Genomic DNA, 20,279 nt, shown 5'->3' with positions numbered 1-20,279 from the left:
CCCATGACCACCCAGCGAAAAGCCCTCGTCGTCCATGGCGGCATGGAGCTGCACACGCCAAAGCGCGGTGCCGAGACGGTGCGCGACCTGCTTGCAGCGGAGCATTTCGCGGTGACCCTCACCGAGGACTACGATGCGCTTGGCGCAGAGGATATCGGCAGCTACGACCTTGTCGTGCCCGTCGTCACCGGCGGCACGCTCAGCCGTGAGAAAGGAGAGCGCCTGACGGCGGCGGTCCGCGCCGGCACCGGCCTTGCCGGTTATCATATGGGGCTGGCCACCAGCTTCCGCGATTGTGTGCCTTTCCGCTATGCAGCCGGCTGCTATTGGGTTGCCCACCCCGGCAACATCATCACCTACCGTGTCGACGTCACCAGGCCGGACCACCCGATCATGGCCGGCATCGAAAGCTTCGAGCACACCTCGGAGCAGTATTACCTTCATTACGATCCGGCGGTCGAGGTGCTCGCCACCACCACCTTCTCCGGTGCGCACCATCCCTGGCGCGAAGACGTGGTGATGCCCGTGGTGTTCACCACGACGCACGGGGCGGGAAGGGTATTCTATTCCTCCCTCGGCCATACGGCGGACGAACTGGAGATTCCCGCGGTGCGCACGATTCTGCAGCGCGGGCTTTTATGGGCCGCGCGCCAGGGAGAACGCTCCACAGCCCTCCCGGAAAAGTAGCGACAAATCGACGCTACCATAGTACTGTATAGCCACGGCAAGGGTTGCGGTTTCACGTAACCGGCCATCGCCAGGCTACGTGAGCCGCAGCCATCCCGGGACCCGATGGAGGGAGGAAGGATATGGCAGGCTTTCACGTGCTCACAGGCGCCCAGAAGACGATTGCGCATCCCAAGGTCCGCACAGTCGATTTTGCGGATATTGTCGATGTTCTTCGTCGCGGTCTGGACGATTTTTGGGAGAAGCCCTCCCACTACGTTTTCCTGTGCCTGATCTATCCGATTCTCGGAATCATCCTGATCACGTGGGCATCGAGCGGCCATGCCCTGCAACTCATCTTCCCCCTGATCGCCGGTTTTGCCCTGCTCGGGCCGTTCGCGGCCATCGGCCTTTACGAGATCAGCCGGCGCCGCGAGCTCGACATGGATACGTCCTGGCGGCACGCTTTCGAGGTGCTCAGGTCGCCGGCGATTCCTTCCATGGTTGCCGTGGGCGCCATGCTTATGGTGATCTTCCTGGTGTGGATTTTCACCGCCCAGGCGCTCTATGCCTGGATTTACGGGCCCGCCGTGCCGGAGTCGTTCATCGGCTTCGCGCGCGAGGTCCTGACCACGCAGCAGGGATGGACCCTGCTTCTCCTGGGCAATGGGATAGGCTTCGTCTTTGCGCTGGTCGTGCTCAGCACCACATCGGTGGCTTTCCCGCTGCTGCTCGACCGGGACGTCGGCGCATACGCGGCTATCCAGACCTCTGCACGCGTCATGCTGGCCAATCCGCTTCCCGTGCTCTTCTGGGGCTTGATCGTCGCCGCGCTTCTGGTGATCGGCTCCTTGCCGTTCTTCGTCGGCCTCGCCGTGGTTATCCCGGTGCTCGGGCATTCGACCTGGCACCTCTACCGCAAGACGGTGATAGCGCCGGGGGTCAGGAAGCGGCGGTCCGAGGAGTAGGGGCGCTTCTGCCCCTCACTCACCCCCCACCAACGAACGACGTCATGCGTGTGAGCGCGGTATAGTCGGATTCGATCGCCATGATGGCGACGAACACGAGGACGGCGATCGGCGGCAGCAGGATGGCGTAAACCAGCGCCAGCCGTTCCCATACCATGTGCATGAACACCGCCACGATCAGCCCCGCCTTCAGGATCATGAAGGTGAGGATCAGCCCCCAGCGCAGATAGCCTTCAAAGCCGACATAGTCGACGAGATAGGAACAGGCGCTCAAGACGAAGAGCCAGAACCAGACGACGAGATAGATGCGGATCGGGTGCTGCTGGCCTTCGGCATGCTCCGCGATGGCGGTCTGCGAGTATTTCCGATGGGGTTGTTCCGCGTGGGAAGCCATGACCGTCCCTCACCACAGATAGAAGAAAGCGAAGATGAAAACCCAGACGAGATCGACGAAGTGCCAGTAAAGGCCCATGGTCTCCACGTGCTCGTAGTCGCCGGGGCGGCTCGTGAAGAAGCCGCGGTCGCCGCGGTCGTATTCACCGCGCCAGACCTTGCGGGCGACGATGAGCAGGAAGAGGACGCCGAAGCTGACATGCGTGCCGTGGAAGCCGGTGATCATGAAGAAGGTGGCGCCGAACTGCGGTGCGCCCCACGGATTGCCCCACGGACGGACGCCCTCGGTGATGAGCTTCGTCCACTCGAAGGCCTGCATGCCGACGAAGGTGGCACCGAGTGCCGCCGTGGCAAGCAGGAGTGCCACCGTCGCGCCCTTGTTCTTCCGGTAGGCGAAGTTGACCGCCATCGCCATGGTGCCGCTGGAAGAGATCAGCACGAAGGTCATGATGGCGATCAGGATCAGCGGGATGTCGGCGCCAAACATATGCAGCGCGAAAACCTCGCTGGCATTGGGCCACGGCACGGTGGTCGATGAGCGCGCCGTCATGTAGGCGAGCAGGAAGCAGGAGAAGATAAAGGTGTCGGACAGGAGGAAGATCCACATCATGGCCTTCCCCCAAGAGGCGCTCTTGAAGGCGCGCTGATCCGACGCCCAGTCGGCCGCCACACCGCGTATGCCGCTCGGGCGGGCGGGCTTGGCTCCGAAGCCGTTCAGCGTGGTCTCGCCCATCTTCGTTTCCCCTTTACGTCAGTATCTGCCGGCAGAGCGCGAGCAGGTCCCCGGCCCAGCCGGCCAGGAGGACGAAGACGCCAAGCCAGACGAAGAGCAGAAAGTGCCAATAGGCGGCGCACAGTTCGACGCCGAGGCGCAGTTGCTCCGCCGCCACGTCATCGTCCCATGCCTTCACCATGGTCCGCCCGAGAGCGACGAGGCCGCCCAGGATGTGCAGCCCGTGCACGCCGGTCATCAGATAGAAGAAGCCGTTGGCCGGGTTCACGTCCAGATAGTGCCCGCCAGCCGCCAGCTCCCGCCACGCCGTCACCTGGCCGGCCAGGAAGACGAACGTGGCAAGCCCCGCCGTCACCAGCGCAAGGCGCGTCATCTCCCGGCGGTGCTCGCGTGCCGCGCGCACGGCGCAGGAAAGGGCGATGCTGGCAAGGATAAGGATCACCGTGTTGACCCACAGGATGCGGGGGAGCGGCGGCGCCTGCCAATCGGCATAGTCCATGCGCATGAAATAGGCGCTGGCGAACAGGGCGAAGAGGCTGCCGACGACGGCCAGGAAGACGGCCAGCGCGACCTTGGCCGTCGGCATGCCCGAAACGTCGGTCTCAGGCAGGGCTGTGTGCACACCGTGCTCCAGCCATGGCTTCTCCATCACTTTCTGGTGGAAGAGCCACCAGAAGGAGAAGCCGATCACCACCGTCAGGAAGACGAGGATGACGCTCATGCCGCCCTCGTCGCGGGCTTGTCCGGCCATGGATCATTCTGGGGGATGAAATCCTCCGGCGCGCCGGGCACCGAGTAGTCATAGGCCCAGCGGTAGACCACCGGCCGCTCGTCGCCCCAGTTGCCGTGCGGCGGCGGAGTGGTGGGCGTCTGCCATTCCAGGCTCGTGGCGCGCCAGGGGTTGGGCCCGGCCTCCTTGCCGAAGCGCAGGCTCCAGACGAGGTTGAACAGGAACACCATCTGCGCGAAGCCGACGACCAGGGCGGCGACGCTGATGAACGCGTTGAGGTTATCCACCGGTGCAGTCATGAAGGCCGCCTCGCCCATTTCGGGATAGCGCCGTGGCACGCCGACGAGCCCCACATAGTGCATGGGGAAGAAGATCGCGTAAGCGCCGACGAAGGTGACCCAGAAGTGGAACTTGCCCATCCAATCCTCAAGCATGCGCCCGGTGATCTTCGGATACCAGTGATAGATGGCGCCGAAGATCACCATGATCGGTGCAACGCCCATCACCATGTGGAAGTGGGCGACCACGAACATCGTGTCGGACAAGGGCACATCGACCACCACGTTGCCGAGGAAAAGCCCTGTCAGCCCGCCATTGACGAAGGTGACGATAAAGGCGAGCGCGAACAGCATCGGCACGGTGAGATGGATGTCGCCGCGCCAAAGCGTCAGCACCCAGTTGTAAACTTTGATGGCCGTGGGCACGGCGATGATCAGCGTTGTGGTGGCGAAGAAGAAGCCGAACCAGGGATGCATGCCCGAGACGTACATGTGGTGCGCCCAGACGATGAAGGACAGCGCGCCGATGATGACGATGGCCCACACCATCATACGGTAGCCGAAGATGTTCTTACGGGCGTGGGTCGAGATCAGGTCCGAGACGATGCCGAATGCCGGGAGCGCGACGATGTAGACCTCCGGGTGTCCGAAGAACCAGAACAGGTGCTGGAAAAGGATCGGGCTGCCGCCGCCGTAGCTCAACTGCTCGCCCATCTCGACAAGCGCCGGCATGAAGAACGAGGTGCCGAGCACCCGATCGAACAGCATCATCACGCAGGCCACGAACAGGGCTGGGAAAGCGAGCAGCGCCATCACCGTGGCAGTGAAGATGCCCCAGACGGTGAGCGGCATGCGCATCAATGTCATACCGCGCGTGCGGCCCTGGATCACAGTCACCGCGTAATTCAACCCTCCCATGGTGAAGCCGATGATGAAGAGGATCAGCGATACCAGCATCAGGATGATGCCCCAGCTCTGGCCGCCGGGCGTGCCACCGAGGATCGCCTGCGGCGGGTAGAGCGTCCAGCCCGCCCCCGTCGGCCCGCCGGGCGCGAAAAAGCTCGCCGCCAGAACGAGGACAGCCAGCAGATAGATCCAGAAGCTCAGCATGTTGACGTAGGGGAAGACCATGTCCCGAGCGCCGACCATGAGCGGGATGAGGTAATTGCCGAAACCGCCGAGAAAGAGCGCGGTCAGGAGATAGATCACCATGATCATGCCGTGCATGGTGATGAACTGGTAGTAGGCCTCCGGCGTGATGAAGCTGAAGGTACCGGGAAAGCCGAGTTGCAGCCGCATCAGCCAGGAAAGCACCAGCGCTACCAGGCCGATGGCGACCGCGGTGCCGGAATACTGGATGGCGATGACCTTGGCGTCCTGCGAGAAGACATAGGTCGTCCACCAGCTCTTCGGATGATAAAGCTCGAGCTCCGGGACTTCCGCAGGCGGGATGTCCCGTTCCATGCGAGGTGTGGCATCGACCATCGCTTCACCTCCTCAAAACCTTCCCGCGAGTCCCGGCCTTTTGCCGGCATCGCCGGAGCATGCTGTTAAGCCGTCTCCCGTCTCAAGGCCCGGCCCCCTCCGCCGCGCCTACCTGGCGGGCGTCCGTCAACTCGGCGAAGGTCGACTGCCCTTCAAGCCAAGCCTGGTAGTCCTCTTCGCTGTCCACCATGACGATGCCGCGCATATAGGCGTGGCCCGAGCCGCACAGCTCGGCGCAAAGCGCCTCGAATGTGCCCGTCTTCGTCGGAGTGAACCAGAAATAGGTGACCATGCCCGGCACCATGTCCATCTTGGCGCGGAACTCGGGCACGTAGAAATCATGCAGCACGTCGATCGAGCGCAGCAGCATCTTCACCGGCTTGTCGATGGGCAGGTGCAGGTCGGCCGCTTCGATGACGATGTCGTCCTGACCGGCAGGATCTTCCGGATCGATGCCCAGCGGGTTCTCGAAAGTGACAAGCCGGTTGTCGGACTTGCCGAGCTTGCCGTCCTCACCGGGTAGCCGGAAGTTCCATTGCCATTGCTGGCCGACCACCTCGACCTCGGTAGCGTCGTCGGGTACGGTGACGAACTGCGACCAGACGTAAAGGCCCGGCGCCAGCATCGCCGCAACGCCCACCGCCGTCACCACGGTGAGCCACCATTCCAGCCGCTTGCTCTCGGGCTGGTAGGCCGCCTTGGCGCCCTCCTTGTGGCGGAAACGGAAGACGCAGTAGGCCATGAACAGGATCACCGCGCTAAAGACGGCTCCTGTAATCCAGAAGGTGATGATGAGCGTATCGTCGATATAGCCCCAGTTGGACGCGATGGGCGTCCACCACCATGGGCTCAAGATATGGAACAATATCGAGCCCAGGACCACAAGAACGAGTATCAATGCGACGGCCATTCTCCGTCCCTCCCGGCCTCCTGGAGAACCTCTCCTTCCTCAGGAAGCCGGCGGCATATTAGCCTGAAACGGTCGCGAATATCCAGAGGCGGCCAGCGCACCTGTGATTGGTTGGAAGATTTCGACGCCCTGGGCAACAGCGCTTTCTTCGGCTTTTTCTGTTGACGCCTTGCCGGCTGACTTGGCTTAACTTGCGTCTTCTCATGCTTTTTAGAGACCGCACGTCGAACACGCTGCTGCACAATGCTAGCGCCGGCGGTTGTTCTTCTGTAACCTGTGGAAAGTTAGGCAAGCCGGCATGTTCGGATGCTGCCGAGATGCCTTCGATTCCGTCCGGGAGGTCGTGCGATGGACGCCAAAACCTCGTTCTTGGTCGCGCTTTCTGTGGTGATACTGCTGTTGATCGGCTTCGGCCTCATTCCCGTCTGATGCGGCGGGCGGCGCCGCTCGGTTGCCGGATTCGCGGCCTTATGTCACAGGAGCCTGCGACAATTTGCCCATTGTTGGGGCCGGGGAGGGGCAACAGGATAAACGCATGGGGAGGCGATTGCGCCGCTGGATGCGTGCCGGCGAGCGAGAGGGAGGAGGTTCCTCATGAAATCGATATCCCAATGCGTTCGGATTGGCCTTGCCATCGCCGTGCTGGCCCCGATTCCGGCACTGGCCCAAGAGGGCGACCCGGCCGCCGGAAAGACGGTGTTCAACAAGTGCCGAGCCTGCCACGAGGCAGAGACGGACAGGAACAAGGTCGGCCCGTCCCTGCTCGGCGTCGTCGGCCGTACCGCCGGCACGCTGGAATCGTACCAGTCGCGCTACTCCCCGAACATGAAAGAGCTGGGCGAGGAAGGACTCGTCTGGAACGAGGAGAACCTGACTGAATATCTGCGTGATCCGAAGGCAGTCGTCCCGCAAGGCAAAATGGCTTTCGCCGGCCTCAAGAACGATGAGGATCTCGCCAACGTGATTGCCTATCTGCAGGCCGACCCCAAGCCTTGAGGCAAGGGGACACCGCGTGGTGCCGGTATCTCCCCGCCGTGCGTCCAAAGGAACGCACGGCGCTGCCGTCTATGCTTCGTCCCCGACCCACACCTGCATCGGACCGGGTCCGCGATTGTTCCATAGGAAATACGGAATGGCTGTCAGTGTTGCCGGTCGTTCCTCGGGCGGGTCGGTGCGGTAAAGGGTGTCGTGCCAGTCGCTGCCGATGGCCTTTCCCTCGGCGGTGAGCAGCGTCACGCCGTCGAAAAGGTCTTCCCGTGCCACTGCCCGCACCTCGGCGCTGCGTGGCAGGCGTGTCTGCCGGACGGGGATGTCGGGGTTGTCGGCATGCTCCAGGCAATAGACCAGGGGTCCGCGCTTCAGCGCCACGCGCCCGAAATCTGCGGTAACCTGCGGGTTGGCGTAGACGCGTTCGGGCTGCATGGGCAGGTCGAGTTCGACGCGGTCGCCCTTGGCCCAGCGCCGGCGGATATCTAAATAGCCGTTGACGGTACCCGCCGAGACATCGACCGTCTCGCCGTTCACCTTTGCCCGCGCGCCGCGCGCCCAGCCGGGGATGCGCAGCTTGAGACCGAATTCGGCCTCGGCTTCGGGAGTGAGCGTGATGGAGACAGCGCCGGACCAGGGATAGTCGCTTTCCTCCACGACGCCGACCCTGGTGCCCGCGACATCGAGTGTGGTCTCGGTGCCGCCGTAAAGATGCACGATGAGGGAGTCCGCGCTGGTGGCATAGAAATAGCCGCTGACGGAGGCGATCAGGCGCGAGGCGTTCATGGTGCAGCACGGGCAGGGGTGCCAGGTCCAGCGCGTGTGGCTGCCGTCGCTTTCCAGCGGATTGTCGTAGAAATAGTGCTCGCCGTCGCGGCTCAGTCCCGTCAGGGCGCCGTTGAAGAGGGCGAGTTCGAGCGTGTCGGCGTACTTACCTTCGAGGTCGAGGTTGAGCATGCGCTGCGCCCACAGGATGAGGGCGACGGAGGCGCAGGTCTCCGCGTAGGCCGTGTCGTTTGGCAGGTCGTAATCCTTGGTGAAGCCCTCGTTATGGGCGGAGGGGCCGACGCCGGCGGTCACGTACATCCGCTTGGTGGTGATGTCCTCCCACAACCGCTCGCAAGCCTTTTTCAGCGCCGCGTCGTCGAGCTCGGCGGCGAGATCGGCCATGGCCGTATAGAGATACATGGCGCGCACGGCGTGGCCGACGGCCTTGTCCTGCTCGCGCACCGGCTTGTGCGACTGGGAGTATTCGTGCGTTCCCGCCCAGTAGTGGTTGTCGCCGCGCGCTTCGGCCTCGATGTCGAAATAGTTAGGCTCTGCCCCCCGCTCGTTGACGAAGTAGGCGGCAAGGTCGAGGCGGCGCTTGTCGCCTGTGAGATGATAGAGCTTGACCAGCGCCAGCTCGATCTCCGGGTGGCCGGGGTAGCCGCGCTTCTGGCCGGGGCCGGTGCCGAAGACATCGGATATGTGGTCGAGATAGCGCTCCATGATATCGAGGAAGCGGCGGCGGCCGGTCGCCTGGTAGTAGGCGATGGCGCCCTCCAGCAGATGGCCGGCATTGTAGAGCTCGTGATTGTCCCTGAGGTTGGTCCAGCGGTTCTCCAATTCGCGCTGGATGTACCAGCAGCTCAGGTAACCGTCGGGAAGCTGGGCCTTGGCCAGATCCTCGACGATGGCGTCGATCCGCGCCTCGATCTCGGCATCGCGCTTGTGGGCGAGCGCATAGCTTGCCACCTCGATCCACTTGCCGACATCGGAATCCCAGAAGATCTGCGTGGTGAAATTGTGCCGGTTGGGCGGGATGGAGACGGGGGGCACGGGCTTCGGCAGCTTCAGCGATTCAAGGATGCCATGCGCGGCCAACTGGCGGTGCTGACTGGGCACGGTGCGCGCGAGCACCGTGTCGAGCCGCTCGCGCCAGAAGGTGCCGGTGAGTTTGACATCCGTGAATCTGGCCGGTGTGTATTTACGCATGGTCTTCCGTTCCCGTTTGAGTGTCGGTTCTAGCGCCGCAGGATTGGCGGATCACCAGCGTGCACGGCAGCCGGCTGACGCCCCGCATCGGTGCACCGTCGATCATGGCGATCAGGCGGCGGCCGGCTTCACGGCCGAGCGCGCGGAGATTGAGGTCGACGCTGGTGAGCGGCGGGCGGCTTGCTTCGGTCATCACGTTCCAGTTGTCGAAGCCGACGATGGCGACGTCCTCGGGCACGGCAATACCGCGCTCGCGCAGCGCGTCGGCGGCGCCGCGGGCGATCTGGTCGTTGCCGCAGAAAAGCGCGTCCGGCGGCTGGCGGCCGGGGGCGAAGAGCTGCGCTGCCGCGTCGTAGCCCCATTTCTCCGACCATTCGCCGCTCAGGTAGTAGCCTTCGCCTTCCGCAAGCCCCGCTGCCGCCAGCGCCTGGCGATATCCGTCGCGGCGCAGGCGCACGGCCTCGAAGCGCTCCGGCCCGGTGATGTGGGCGATGCGCTTGCGCCCGAGCCCGATCAGATGCTCGACCGCCGTGCGTGCACCGCCCTCGTCGTCCGGCAGCAGGCACACGGCATCGGGGTCGTCAGACTGGGAGAACACATAGATGACCGGCAGCCCGCGCAGCGCGCCGTCGAGCCCCGGCCGGCGGTCGGCGCGGCGCGCGGTGACCACAACGCCATCGACCCGCTTTCCCAGAAGCTGCTCCACATGCTGGCGTTCGCGCTCCGGATCGTCGGTGGCGTTGCACATGAAGACGGCGATCTGCCGGTCCGCCAGGCAGGCCTCCAGGCCCTCGGCGATCGGCATGGTGAAGCGGCCGAAGCTGTCGTTGGAGATCAGCCCGACGGTAAAGCTGTGCCGCCGGTGCAGGCTCTGGGCCAGGCTGTTGGGGCGGAAGCCGAGCGCGTTGGCCGCGGCGACGATGCGCTCCCGCGTCTCGGCCTTCAGGCTGCCGTTGTTGTTGAGCGCCTTGGAGACCGTGCCGATGCTGACGTTGGCCATGCGCGCCACGTCGCGGATAGTGGGGCCCTCCCGGCGCTGCTGGCGGCCGTCTTCCGGGTCGCGGTCCATGGGTTTGGCTCGATCTCCCATTGCGGCGCCTATTTCACCGCGCCGCTCAGGAAACCGGAGACGTAGTAGCGCTGCAGGAGGAAGTAGATGGCGATGCAGGGGATGACGGAGACGACGACGCCCGCCTGCAGCGGGCCCCAGGAGACGGAGCCGTAGAAGCTGTCGATCACGCCGGTGAGCAGCACCGGCAGCGTGAAGGCGGTCTCCTTGCTCATGAAGATGAGGGCGGCGAGGAACTCATTCCAGCTCATGATGAAGGCGAACAGCGAGACCGTTACCATGCCGGGCATCGCCAGCGGCATGAAGATGCGGCCGAGGATCTGCAAGGGGCTGCACCCGTCGACGATCGCCGCTTCCTCCAGTTCGCGCGGGATGCCCTCGAAGGCGTTGCGCATCACGTAGACGCTGAAGGGCAGTTGCAGGATCGTATGGATGATCGCCAGGCCGACATGGTTGTTGGTCAGTCCCAGCTTGGTGAACATCAGGAAGAGCGGGGTCAAAAGCGCCTGATAGGGGATCATCATGCTGGCGAGCAGGACGAGGAACAGCACCTCCTTGAACGGCACATGGAAGCGCGCCAGCCCATAGCCCGCTGGCACGGCAAGGGCGAGGCAGAAGACGATGGTCAGGAAGGCCACCATGAAGGAGTTGAACAGGTAGGTGGGGAGGCCGGCCTGGTATCCGTAGACCTTCAGATAGCTTTGCAGGCTGAAGGAATGCGGCAGGTAGTCCGGCGGCACGGCGGTCACCTCCGCCTCCGGCTTGAAGGAGGCGAGGAAGGACATCACCAGCGGCCAGGCCATGATGGCGATCACCAGCCAGCAGATCAGAGCCACGATCACCCGCGCCGGCAACCTGGTGCCGACCCTGCGGGTGGAGACGCTGACAGCGCCTCTTTCGAGGGGGATGTCGCTCACGAAGATCCTTTCCGGCTGGTCAGCGCGATCTGGACAGCCGCACCCGCCATGATGATCACCATCAGGATGAGCGACAGCGCGCTGCCGTAGCCAAGTTTGAAGTAGACGAACGAGTTCTGGTAAATCCAGTAGACCGAGGTGAAGGTCTGCCCGCGCGGCGCGCCGCCGGTCATGATGTAGAACTGGTCGAAGGCGAGCATCGAGCCGATGGCGCTGATGAGCGTCGCCAGCAGGATGCTGCGGGCGGCGAGCGGCAGGATGATGCGGCGCACGCGTTGCCAGTAGCTGGCGCCGTCGATCATCGCCGCCTCGATAAGGTCGTCACCGATGGACTGGATGCCGGCGACCATCAGGATCATGCCGAAGCCGACGATCTTCCACGTCACCGAGATGATGACGGCAAGCTGGCCAAGGTCGGCCTTGCGGAACCACACCAGCGGCTTGTCGAGGATGCCGAAATCGACCAAGAGCCTGTTGAACAGGCCCACCTGCTGGTCGAACAGCCACAGCCAGATGAAGCTTGAGGTGGCAAGGCCGATGACCACAGGCAGAAAGATCGCGCCGCGCGTGACCTGCTTGAGCCGGGTGTTTTCGGTGGTCAGAAGCGCGGCGAGGAAGCCCAGCCCCATCAGCACCGGCGTGATGTAGAGCGTGTAGCTGACCGTGAACCAGAGCGAGCGCCAGAAGCCCCTGTCGGAGAAGGCCTTGACGTAATTCTCCAGCCCTACGAACTCGCCGCCGCCGAGCAGCGAGGCGTCGGTCATGGACGTATAGACGAGATGCGCCAGCGGATAGAGCACGAACACGGCCACGAACAGGAGGGCCGGCGTCATGAACAGGAGCCCGACATATCTGCTGGAGTTGGCGTACATTGGTCCCGGTTCTTGTGTTCTCAAACTCTTTGATGCCGGCGCCACGGGGCGCCGGTATCGGTGTGTTTCCTGCTTTCGCCGAACACCTCCCAAGCGGATGCTCTGCTACTCTCCCGCGATCTCGATCATCCTCTCGCGCGCTTCCTCGATGGCCTCGTCGATCTCGCCGTCGAACACCGCGCGCTGCAGCATGTTGATCCAGGGGCTTGCGTCCGAATTCACCATGTCGGCGAAATGGAAGACCCACGGCACATAGCCCACCTTGAGCGCTTCCGCCGTCACCTGCACCTTCGGCTGGTTCGCGAAATACTTGTTGTCGGTGGCGAGATCGGCGCGCACGGGCAGGATGCCGTTCTTGGCCAGCCCTTCCAACTGGGCCTCGTCGGTGAGCACCCAATTGATGAACTCGCGCGCCAGTTCCTCGTTCTTGGAGCCGCGCGGTATGGCGATGGTGTCGCCGCCCACAAAGCCCGAGACCTGGCCTTCCTCAAGGCCCGGCAGCAGGGCTACGCCGTAATCGAGGTCGGGGAAGTCCGACTCCATCAAAGGAATGACGAAGCCGCCCGTGCCGGCGATGCCGACATTGCCGTTGGTGAAGCCGGAGACGAAATTCGCCCCGTTGTCGGTCTCCGCGCTCTCCGGCACCAGGCCCTCGGTCCACATGTCGCGGTAGACCTGAAGCACCTCCTTGACCGCTTCACCCTCGAGCGCGGTATCCTCGCCGTCGCGCGGCAGTATCTTGGCGCCGCCGGCGACCATCAAAGGCGAGGTGACGAAGATGTTGCAGCCCGGGCAGGAGCCGGCGAAGTAGAAGCCGTAGGTGTCGTCGCCAAGGGCGGCGATCTTCTTCGCCATCTCGTGAATTTCGTAGATCGTGCGCGGCGGCTTCTCCGGGTCGAGGCCGGCCTTACGGAACAGGTCTTTGTTCCAGGCGATGACCGAGACGTCCGGCGCGAAGCCGGTACCATAGGTGCGGCCCTCGTAGGAGGAAATGTCTTTGTAGGCGTCGATCACCTTGTCGAAGTTGGGGTTTTCGGCAGCCTCGTCGGAGATGTCGACGAGCGAGTCTGCCTTCATGAAGTCCGGCATGTAGATGAGATCGAGCGAGATCAGGTCCGGCGGTTCGCCGGCGGCGATGCTGGTGGCGAGCTTGGTCACCATCTGCAGATTGGGGATGACGGTCAGCTCGATGCGGTTGTCCGGGCGGCTCTCGTTCCAAAGGTCGACGAGCACCTTGCCGGCATTGGCCGCGGTGCCGTCGCGCACCCACATGGTCATCTCCTGGGCGAAGACCGTGCCGGTCATAAAGGCGGCCGTCGCCGTGGCCAGCAGGGCAGCCCCGACACGCCGGGCGTTCAACATTCTCATGATTTCCTCCCATATCGCGGAACCGGCCACGGAGCCCGCCATGCTCCGCGGCAGGAACTGGTTCCCCTTCCGCTGGCCGCGGCTCCTCCCGCTGATATCGCCAATTAGGAAAACCTTTTCCTTTTATGAAGGTGGCATGAGACAAGGCCGATTGCAAGGGACCTGGCGAGGCTTTTCCGGAAGTGTTTCCACAAGGGCTGGGAGGCCCCTTGAAAGGGGACTGTTCAGGTGGAGCCGGTGCTGACTGGCGCCGCCGGCGCCAGAACGCCGCCGGACTGCGGCGCGCGCACGCCGGTCGTCTGTGGAAAACTGTATGGCAGCCCGCGCAGGGAGCGGACCGCCAGATAGGCAAAGCACTCCGCCTCCACCGCGTCGCCGCGCAGGCCAACGCTCTCCGCTGGGAGCGCCTCCACGCCGGCCCGCCTGCCGATCTCCCGCATCATGAGCGGGTTCCTGCGGCCGCCGCCGCAAACGACGAGCCGCTCGGGCCTCCGCGGCAACAGGTCGAGCGCCTTGCCGACGGCGCCGGCGGTGAAGGCCGTCAGCGTTGCCGCGCCATCGGCAAGCGTGAGCCCGTCGGCCATCGCGGCTGGAAAGTCGAACCGGTCAAGCGACTTCGGAAAGGGGGCGGCAAGGAACGGATGCTCCAGGAGCGCCCGCAGCCGCTCCTCGTCCACCGTGCCGCCGGCGGCGATTTTTCCGTCCCGGTCCATGGCGCCTGCATCGTGCCGGGCGATCCAGTCGTTGAGCGGGGCGCTGGCCGGTCCGGTGTCGAAGGCGACCAGCCGCTCGCCGTCGCACCAGGTGATGTTCGCCACGCCGCCGAGGTTGAGGATGGCGGTATCGGGCCCCGCGCCGATCTTCTCGAGCATTGCCTTGTGGTAGATCGGCGCAAGCGGTGCCCCATGGCCGCCGACCGCCACGTCGGCGGAGCGGAAATCGTAGACCACGTCGGTGCCGACGATCGCCGCCATCCGCGCGCCGTCCCCCAATTGCCGTGTCCGCCCGGGCCTGCCGCCCTCCGGCGCAACATGCAGAACGGTCTGCCCGTGAAAGCCCACCGCCGCGATGTCGGCGGGCTGAAAGCCGTGCTCTTCCAGAAACGCCTTCACTGCATGAGCCTGCGCCTCGCTGAGCACGATCTCCGCCTCGCGGAAGATCGCCGGCTCCGGTCCCTCGAAGCCCCACGCACGGGCGGCTTGCAGCGTTTCGGCCAGCAATTCGCGCATTCCGGCGGGGTAGGGCGCGAGCGCCCACGGCCCGAACGCCTCGATCCGTTCGCCATCCGTCTTGATCGCCGCGATGTCGATGTTGCCGTCGAGAACGGTTCCGGTCATCAGGCCGATGGCCCACACTGGCTGCATCTGTCCGTTTCTCCTTTTGTGCGAGATTTTGGCGAGGAGCTTAGCGGCTTTCCCTATCGGGAGCGATGCGGTGGTGGGGGTAACCCACTCACATCTCTTCAGCCACCTCACCCTCCGTCACACGCCTGCCATCGGCATCGAAGGCATGAAGAAACCGCTCGTCGAGGGCAAGCGAAACCGTGTCGCCGCTGGTGATCGCCCGCTGCCCCGCAAGCGCTGCGACGATGCGCGGCTGGCCTTCCGCCTCGGCATGGATGACGGTCTCCGGGCCGAGGGCCTCGACCAGGGTCACCGTGGCGGGGATGCGTGCCTGCCCGCCTTGCGTCTCTATGTGGTGCGGCCGTACGCCGATGGTGATGGGCTCGCCCTCGGGGCGCACCGGAATGCGCAGCGACAGCATGTGCCCGCCGTCGAGCTCGATGCGGGCGGCGCCCGCTTCGCCGCCCGCAAAGCGGCCTTCCAGGAAGTTCATGTGCGGGGCGCCGATGAAGCCGGCGACGAAACGGTTGGCCGGGCGGTTGTAGAGTTCGAGCGGTGTGCCGATCTGCTCCACCCGCCCGTCGCGCAGGACGACGATGCGGTCTGCCAGGGTCATGGCTTCCGTCTGGTCGTGGGTAACGTAGATCATGGTGGCGTCGAGCCGCTTGTGGAGCGCGGCGAGCTCGGCGCGCATCGTCACGCGCAGCTCTGCGTCGAGGTTCGACAAAGGCTCGTCTAGCAGGAAGACGCCCGGCCGGCGCACCATGGCACGGCCGATGGCCACGCGCTGGCGCTGGCCGCCGGAGAGCTGCCGCGGCTTGCGCTCCAGAAGCTCCTCGATCCTCAGCATGCGGGCGATTTCGGCGACGCGCGCCTCGATCTTGTCCCGCGGCGTCTTCGTGTTCTCCAGCCCGAAGGAGAGGTTCTGGCGCACGCTCATATGCGGATAGAGCGCGTAGGACTGGAACACCATGGCAAGCCCGCGGTCGGCGGCCGCCAGATGGTTCACCACCTCGCCGTCGAGCACCACGTCGCCCGAGGTCGCCTTCTCCAGGCCGGCGATGATGCGCAGCAGCGTGGACTTGCCACAGCCGGACGGGCCGACGAAGACGACGAACTCCCTATCCTTCACCTCGATGTCGACGTGGTGGAGCACGCCGACCGGGCCGAAGGACTTGCTGACGTTTTTCAGTTCGAGATGGCTCATGTGCCGCGGCCTATTTGATGCCCGTCGATGCGATACCGGAGGTGATGAAGCGCTGCAGGAAGGCGAAGATCACCACGACCGGCAGCATGCTGACCACCGTCATCGCCAGGACGTAGTGCCATTGCACGTTAAGTTCGCCCTGGAAGGAGTTGAGGCCCACCTGCAGGGTGTAGAGCTCCTGGTCGGACAGCACGATCAGCGGCCAGAGAAAGTCGTTCCACCGCCACATGACCGAGAAGATGGCAAGCACGGCCACCGCCGGCATGGCGAGCGGCAGGACGATGCGCCAGTAGATCTTCCATTCGGAGGCATGATCCATGCGAGCGGCCTCCAATAGCTCATCGGGGATGGTCAGCATGTATTGGCGCAGAAGGAAGACGCCGGTGGGGGTGGCCACCGTGGGCAGGATCACGCCCCACAGGCTGTTGAAGAGGTTGAGCCCGTTGATGACCGAGAACAGCGGGATGATGATCACCGAAAGCGGCACCATCAGCGTGGCAAGGATGATGGCGAGCACGGCCGTGCGGCCCTTGAACTCGTATTTGGACAGCGCGAAGGCGGCCATGGAGTTGAAGATGAGCGTGATGATCGTCGCCACCACCGTCACGAAGACGGAGTTGTAGAAATAGCGCAGGAAGTTGTAGCGCTTGAACGGGGTCGAATAGTTTTCCGTCGCAAGCTTGATCTCGCGCACCGGCTGGCGGGCGGCAAGCGGCACGCGGATGATCTCCTCGGGCGCTTCCGGATCCGCCATTTGCGCCACCGTGCCGATGCGGCGGACCTGAACCAGCAGGCGCTCCTCGCCGTCCTCCATCATCACCCGGTAGAGCGGCAGCGGCTCGTCGAAGCCTTCGACGTGCACCATCGCCGTCTCGTAGGGCAGCAGCGTCGGCGGGAACTCGCTCAAGGCCGCGCGGGTCTTGAAGGAGGAAAGGCCGAGCCAGACGACCGGCCCGAACATCAGCAGAAGCCCGGCCACAAGCCAGATCCAGGCCAGCACGTCGGTGAAGTGCCAGGAAGCGCCACCGCGCCGGCGGGTGAGGAAGGTGGCAATCCCGCTCATCGCTGCTCCTTCCGCTCGCGCCAGGCCGAGGCAAGAAGCTGGATCAGCGTCAGCACGATCAGCACGACGGCCATGAGGATGGAGGCGGCGGAGGCCAGCCCCAGATTGCGCACCTGCTGGGCAAGGCCGGTCTCGTAGATGTACTGGACCAGGAAGAGGGTCGCCGTGCCGGGGCCGCCGCCGGTGAGCACAAAGACCTCGTCGAAGACCTGCACGGCGCGGATCAGCGCCAGCAGAATGACGACGACCATGTTGGGCCACAGAAGCGGCAGCGTGATGCGGGTGAGCACCCGCCAGCGCGGCGCGCCGTCCATCTCGGCCGCCTCGTAGAGGTCGCGCGGGATCGCCTGCAGGCCGGCGAGCAGAATGAGCGTGTAGAAGCCGAGATGCGCCCAGATGGACAGGAAAATGGCCCAGAACATCGCCCAGCCGCGGTTGACCAGCCACAGGACCGGCTCGAAGCCCAGCTCTAAAAGGGCAGCATTCAGGAGGCCGTTCCTCTGCAGGATCCACTTCCAGATCAGCGCCACGACCACCGGCGACAGGAGCACGGGGAAGAAGAAGACAGCGCGCCAGAAGCCGCGCGCCCGCATCTCGCGGTTGAGCACGAGGGCCGTGGCAAGCGAGACCAGCACAAGTGCGGTCACCTGCACGACGACGAAAAAGCCGGTGTTGCCGACGGCGCGCCAGAAGCGATCCTCGCGGCAGGAGGCGGCGTCGAGAAAATCGCGGCAGGCAAGCAGCGTCTCGTATTGCAGCGTACCGACGAAAACCCGGTTGTTGAGGAACAGCGCTCCGCCGCCGGTGAAGGAGTAGGCGACGTTGAGCGTCATCGGGAACAGCACGAAGATGCCGAAGACAAGCATATTGGGCGCGAGAAACGTGGCCGCCACGCCGCCGAGCCCAAAGCGCCGCTGCACAAAGCTCATCGGGCGGTCTATGAGGTTCATCGCCCAGCGGAGGGGTGCGAGCAGCAAACTGGCAAAATGCCCGCCGCCGGCGATCCCTTGGCGCGTTTCGACTGTCATAGCTTCAAGGGGGCCCAGGCCGAACCTGCAGGAGAGGGGGCCAAACCGCGATCACGCCTCGATACACCCGGCCGTCCTTACCGCTGCGCCTCCTCGATCTGTTGCGCGATGTCATCCTCGATGCGGCTATACGCATCCTCCAGCGAAAGCTCGCCGGCGACCACCTGGCCGAGGCGGCCGATGATGGCGAAGTAGGTGACGTTCGCCCACTCCCAGGCCGGCATGCGATTGGCGAGCGGCGCAAGGTTGCCGACAGCGCCGACGAAGGTATCGAGCGATTCCTTCACGTTCGGATTATCGGACTGGTAGTCCAGACCGGCTTCGGTGAGCCCTGCATGGCCGGGCAGGAAGAGCGTGCGCTCGTAAAACTCTTTCAGCACCGGCTCGCTCGCCAGCCAGTCCATGAGGCGGGCGACCTCTTCGGGATGCTCCGTGTACTTGATGCCGACCACACCGGCGCCGCCGGGAAGGCCGGTGCAGGCCGCCGGGCCGCAGGGGTTCGGAACGGCTGCCCAGTCGAAGGCGTCGCCGATGGTTTCGGCGAACTGGCCGATCTGCCAGGAGCCGGAGTAGTACATGACGACTTCGGCGTTGGCGAACTCCTCGTTGGCGCCGCGATAGGTCGTGCCCGACACGCTGCCCCAGATCTCCGGCGACATGGTGCCGTCCTCGTGCCACTGGGCGATCCGCTCGGCCATGGCTTTGAAACCGTCGTCGATGACTGCCGGCATGCCGTCCTCGCCGATGAACCCTGCTCCCATGGAGATGGCCGGCCCGGTGAAGCGGTGGCCGGAGCGGTCCATGGCGAGCGGGATCGGGATGTCCTGGTCCTCGGCGACCTTCTTGACCGCTTCGGCCCATTCGTCCCAGGTGGCGTCCTCGCCCGGCAGCTCCACGCCCGCCTGCTCGAAAAGCGTGCGGTTGACGAAGGGCCCGGTGACGGTGAGTTGCGTCATATAGCCAGGGATCATGTCGCTGCCTTGCGGCCGCATCCAGTCGAGATAATTGCCGAAATTCTCCTCCCAATAGGAGGGGTCCTCAACGAGGTCGCGCAGGTCGAGCCAGTGCGGGGCAAGGTCCTTCAGCGTGGTGACGCGCGCCAGATCCGGTCCCTGGCCCGCCTCCAACTGCACGGGAAGCTGGTCGCGGATGACGGCGTAGGCGACGTTGTCGAGCACGACCTTGATGTCCGGGTTCTCCTCCTCGAACCGGGACAGAAGATCGGCCATGACATCGCCTTCGTTGCCGTCGGAGTACCACATGAAGCGAAGCTCTACGGGGTCCTGCGCGTAGGCTACGGCACTGAACGATGCCGCCGCGGCAAGCGCGGCCGCCAGGGTCGTCTTCCTCAACATCGAAATCTCCTCCCTTTCCCGACTACCTCTTTACCGGGTCCTGTGTATGTGTCCGTTTGCATGTTGCCCTCTTCGCACCCCGTCGTCCACCTGCCCAAGGCGGGAAGGGGTGGTGAAAAGGGGCGAATGCCCCCTCGATTGGATGTGAAGGTGACCGCGGCTTTCGAATGCGGCCGCGCCTACCGTCCGCAGCGTTGCATCTGGTAGGCGTAGTCGTTCGCCTTGGCGGCCGCCCTGCCGGCGGCTTTCTTCATGTGTGCGTTGTTGCGCCAGGCGCCGCGGGAGTAGCCGGCGTGACCGGCGTAGTATGCCAGATAGAGATTGTAGGTGTCGTCGAGCGCGATGCCGTTCTTGTGGTGGCTCTGGCGGTGGTACCAGCCGACGAAGTCCACCGCGTCGGCGAAATCACCACGGCGGGCGCCCCGCCTGCCGGTTTCGCGCCGATAGCGATCCCAGGTGCCGTCGAGGGCCTGGGAGTAGCCATAGGCGCTGGAGGGGCGCTTCCAGGGAACGAAGCCGAGCAGCTTTTTACGCGGGGGCCTGGCATTGGCCTTGAAGCCGGACTCGGTGCGGATGGTTGCCATCAGCACGGGAACCGGCACGCCGTACTGGCGCTCGGCGCGTTTGGCGTCGCTATACCAGCCGCCGAACCAACCATCCTTCTGGTCGAACACGGAACAGAGATTGTTGATGTTTCCTGGCGTGGAGGCACAGCCGCCAAGCGCCAGAAGCACAACGGCGATCATTATGGCACGCATCATGCGCTGGCCATAACCCGTAAAATTCTAACAATTTCTAACCGCGGCACCGGAATCGGCTGGAAGAGGCCGACACGCGGATAGGCACCTGGGTGACGGAAGCGGTGGGTACCGGGCTTTTGCCGATCGCACAGGCATCCCGTGCAGGCATCTAGCGCTTGCATAGGGATGG

Annotated in this window: 19 protein-coding genes; 3 read left to right on the top strand and 16 right to left on the bottom strand. The window is 64.4% G+C overall.

All coding sequences use genetic code 11. The annotated features are described in order from the left end of the window. Positions 1–3 precede the first annotated feature (3 nt). Entirely contained in the window at positions 4–687 is a 684-nt protein-coding gene (locus tag GPJ75_RS08745; RefSeq protein WP_163267197.1) for a ThuA domain-containing protein, read from the top strand. Between the two features lie 122 nt (positions 688–809). Continuing rightward, positions 810–1,634 (top strand): DUF2189 domain-containing protein, encoded by an 825-nt coding sequence (locus GPJ75_RS08740; RefSeq protein WP_163267195.1) that lies wholly within the window; start codon positions 810–812, stop codon positions 1,632–1,634. Positions 1,635–1,653: 19 nt separating this feature from the next. Here the strand turns inward: GPJ75_RS08740 and GPJ75_RS08735 are convergent, their stop codons facing one another. The 5 genes from GPJ75_RS08735 to coxB form a co-directional block, all read right to left on the bottom strand. After that, positions 1,654–2,028 carry a cytochrome C oxidase subunit IV family protein gene (locus tag GPJ75_RS08735; RefSeq protein ID WP_163267193.1) on the bottom strand — a complete coding sequence of 125 codons (375 nt, stop codon included), beginning with the start codon at positions 2,026–2,028 and terminating at the stop codon, positions 1,654–1,656. 9 nt (positions 2,029–2,037) lie between these two features. Beyond that, complete coding sequence (locus tag GPJ75_RS08730; protein WP_163267191.1) at positions 2,038–2,760, bottom strand: heme-copper oxidase subunit III family protein; 723 nt, start codon at positions 2,758–2,760, stop codon at positions 2,038–2,040. Between the two features lie 13 nt (positions 2,761–2,773). Then, positions 2,774–3,481, bottom strand: a complete 708-nt coding sequence (locus tag GPJ75_RS08725) for a cytochrome c oxidase subunit 3 (protein ID WP_163267744.1) — start codon at positions 3,479–3,481, stop codon at positions 2,774–2,776. Beyond that, the gene (locus tag GPJ75_RS08720) at positions 3,478–5,253 is read right to left on the bottom strand and encodes a cbb3-type cytochrome c oxidase subunit I (RefSeq protein ID WP_205602497.1); all 1,776 of its coding nucleotides are present in this window, start codon (positions 5,251–5,253) and stop codon (positions 3,478–3,480) included. Before GPJ75_RS08720 ends, GPJ75_RS08725 begins: the two co-directional genes overlap by 4 nt. 82 nt (positions 5,254–5,335) lie before the next feature. Continuing rightward, positions 5,336–6,163: a cytochrome c oxidase subunit II gene (gene coxB, locus GPJ75_RS08715; protein WP_163267189.1), complete on the bottom strand. Its 828-nt coding sequence runs from the start codon at positions 6,161–6,163 to the stop codon at positions 5,336–5,338. 594 nt (positions 6,164–6,757) lie between these two features. Here coxB and GPJ75_RS08710 point away from each other — a divergent pair. Continuing rightward, positions 6,758–7,159: a c-type cytochrome gene (locus GPJ75_RS08710; RefSeq protein WP_163267187.1), complete on the top strand. Its 402-nt coding sequence runs from the start codon at positions 6,758–6,760 to the stop codon at positions 7,157–7,159. A 69-nt stretch (positions 7,160–7,228) separates the two neighbouring features. Here GPJ75_RS08710 and GPJ75_RS08705 read toward each other — a convergent pair whose 3' ends face one another. From GPJ75_RS08705 to GPJ75_RS08655, 11 genes are all read right to left on the bottom strand, one after another. Beyond that, positions 7,229–9,127, bottom strand: coding sequence for a glycoside hydrolase family 127 protein (locus GPJ75_RS08705; RefSeq protein WP_163267185.1), 1,899 nt, complete (start codon positions 9,125–9,127; stop codon positions 7,229–7,231). Continuing rightward, entirely contained in the window at positions 9,120–10,196 is a 1,077-nt protein-coding gene (locus tag GPJ75_RS08700) for a LacI family DNA-binding transcriptional regulator (RefSeq protein WP_163267183.1), read from the bottom strand. Before GPJ75_RS08700 ends, GPJ75_RS08705 begins: the two co-directional genes overlap by 8 nt. 29 nt (positions 10,197–10,225) lie before the next feature. Continuing rightward, positions 10,226–11,113: a carbohydrate ABC transporter permease gene (locus GPJ75_RS08695; RefSeq protein ID WP_205602496.1), complete on the bottom strand. Its 888-nt coding sequence runs from the start codon at positions 11,111–11,113 to the stop codon at positions 10,226–10,228. Further along, complete coding sequence (locus GPJ75_RS08690) at positions 11,110–11,985, bottom strand: carbohydrate ABC transporter permease (protein WP_163267181.1); 876 nt, start codon at positions 11,983–11,985, stop codon at positions 11,110–11,112. Before GPJ75_RS08690 ends, GPJ75_RS08695 begins: the two co-directional genes overlap by 4 nt. Before the next feature lie 105 nt (positions 11,986–12,090). Beyond that, positions 12,091–13,353: an ABC transporter substrate-binding protein gene (locus GPJ75_RS08685; protein WP_163267179.1), complete on the bottom strand. Its 1,263-nt coding sequence runs from the start codon at positions 13,351–13,353 to the stop codon at positions 12,091–12,093. Positions 13,354–13,577: 224 nt separating this feature from the next. Beyond that, positions 13,578–14,717, bottom strand: coding sequence for an anhydro-N-acetylmuramic acid kinase (locus GPJ75_RS08680; protein WP_163267177.1), 1,140 nt, complete (start codon positions 14,715–14,717; stop codon positions 13,578–13,580). An 88-nt stretch (positions 14,718–14,805) separates the two neighbouring features. Continuing rightward, the gene (locus GPJ75_RS08675) at positions 14,806–15,903 is read right to left on the bottom strand and encodes an ABC transporter ATP-binding protein (RefSeq protein ID WP_163267175.1); all 1,098 of its coding nucleotides are present in this window, start codon (positions 15,901–15,903) and stop codon (positions 14,806–14,808) included. Positions 15,904–15,913: 10 nt separating this feature from the next. Next, complete coding sequence (locus tag GPJ75_RS08670; RefSeq protein ID WP_163267173.1) at positions 15,914–16,966, bottom strand: carbohydrate ABC transporter permease; 1,053 nt, start codon at positions 16,964–16,966, stop codon at positions 15,914–15,916. Then, on the bottom strand, positions 16,963–17,994 hold the full coding sequence (locus GPJ75_RS08665) for a carbohydrate ABC transporter permease (protein ID WP_163267171.1): 1,032 nt from the start codon (positions 17,992–17,994) through the stop codon (positions 16,963–16,965). The genes GPJ75_RS08670 and GPJ75_RS08665 overlap by 4 nt, the downstream gene beginning before the upstream one ends. A gap of 77 nt (positions 17,995–18,071) precedes the next feature. Then, positions 18,072–19,349, bottom strand: coding sequence for an ABC transporter substrate-binding protein (locus tag GPJ75_RS08660; RefSeq protein WP_163267169.1), 1,278 nt, complete (start codon positions 19,347–19,349; stop codon positions 18,072–18,074). Between the two features lie 179 nt (positions 19,350–19,528). Next, positions 19,529–20,107: a transglycosylase SLT domain-containing protein gene (locus GPJ75_RS08655; protein ID WP_163267738.1), complete on the bottom strand. Its 579-nt coding sequence runs from the start codon at positions 20,105–20,107 to the stop codon at positions 19,529–19,531. Between the last annotated feature and the right edge of the window lie 172 nt (positions 20,108–20,279).

Origin of the sequence: Chelativorans alearensis, assembly GCF_010993735.1 — a bacterium.
Taxonomy (GTDB): Bacteria; Pseudomonadota; Alphaproteobacteria; order Rhizobiales; family Rhizobiaceae; genus Chelativorans; species Chelativorans alearense.
This window is presented reverse-complemented; position numbering and strand designations above follow the sequence as displayed.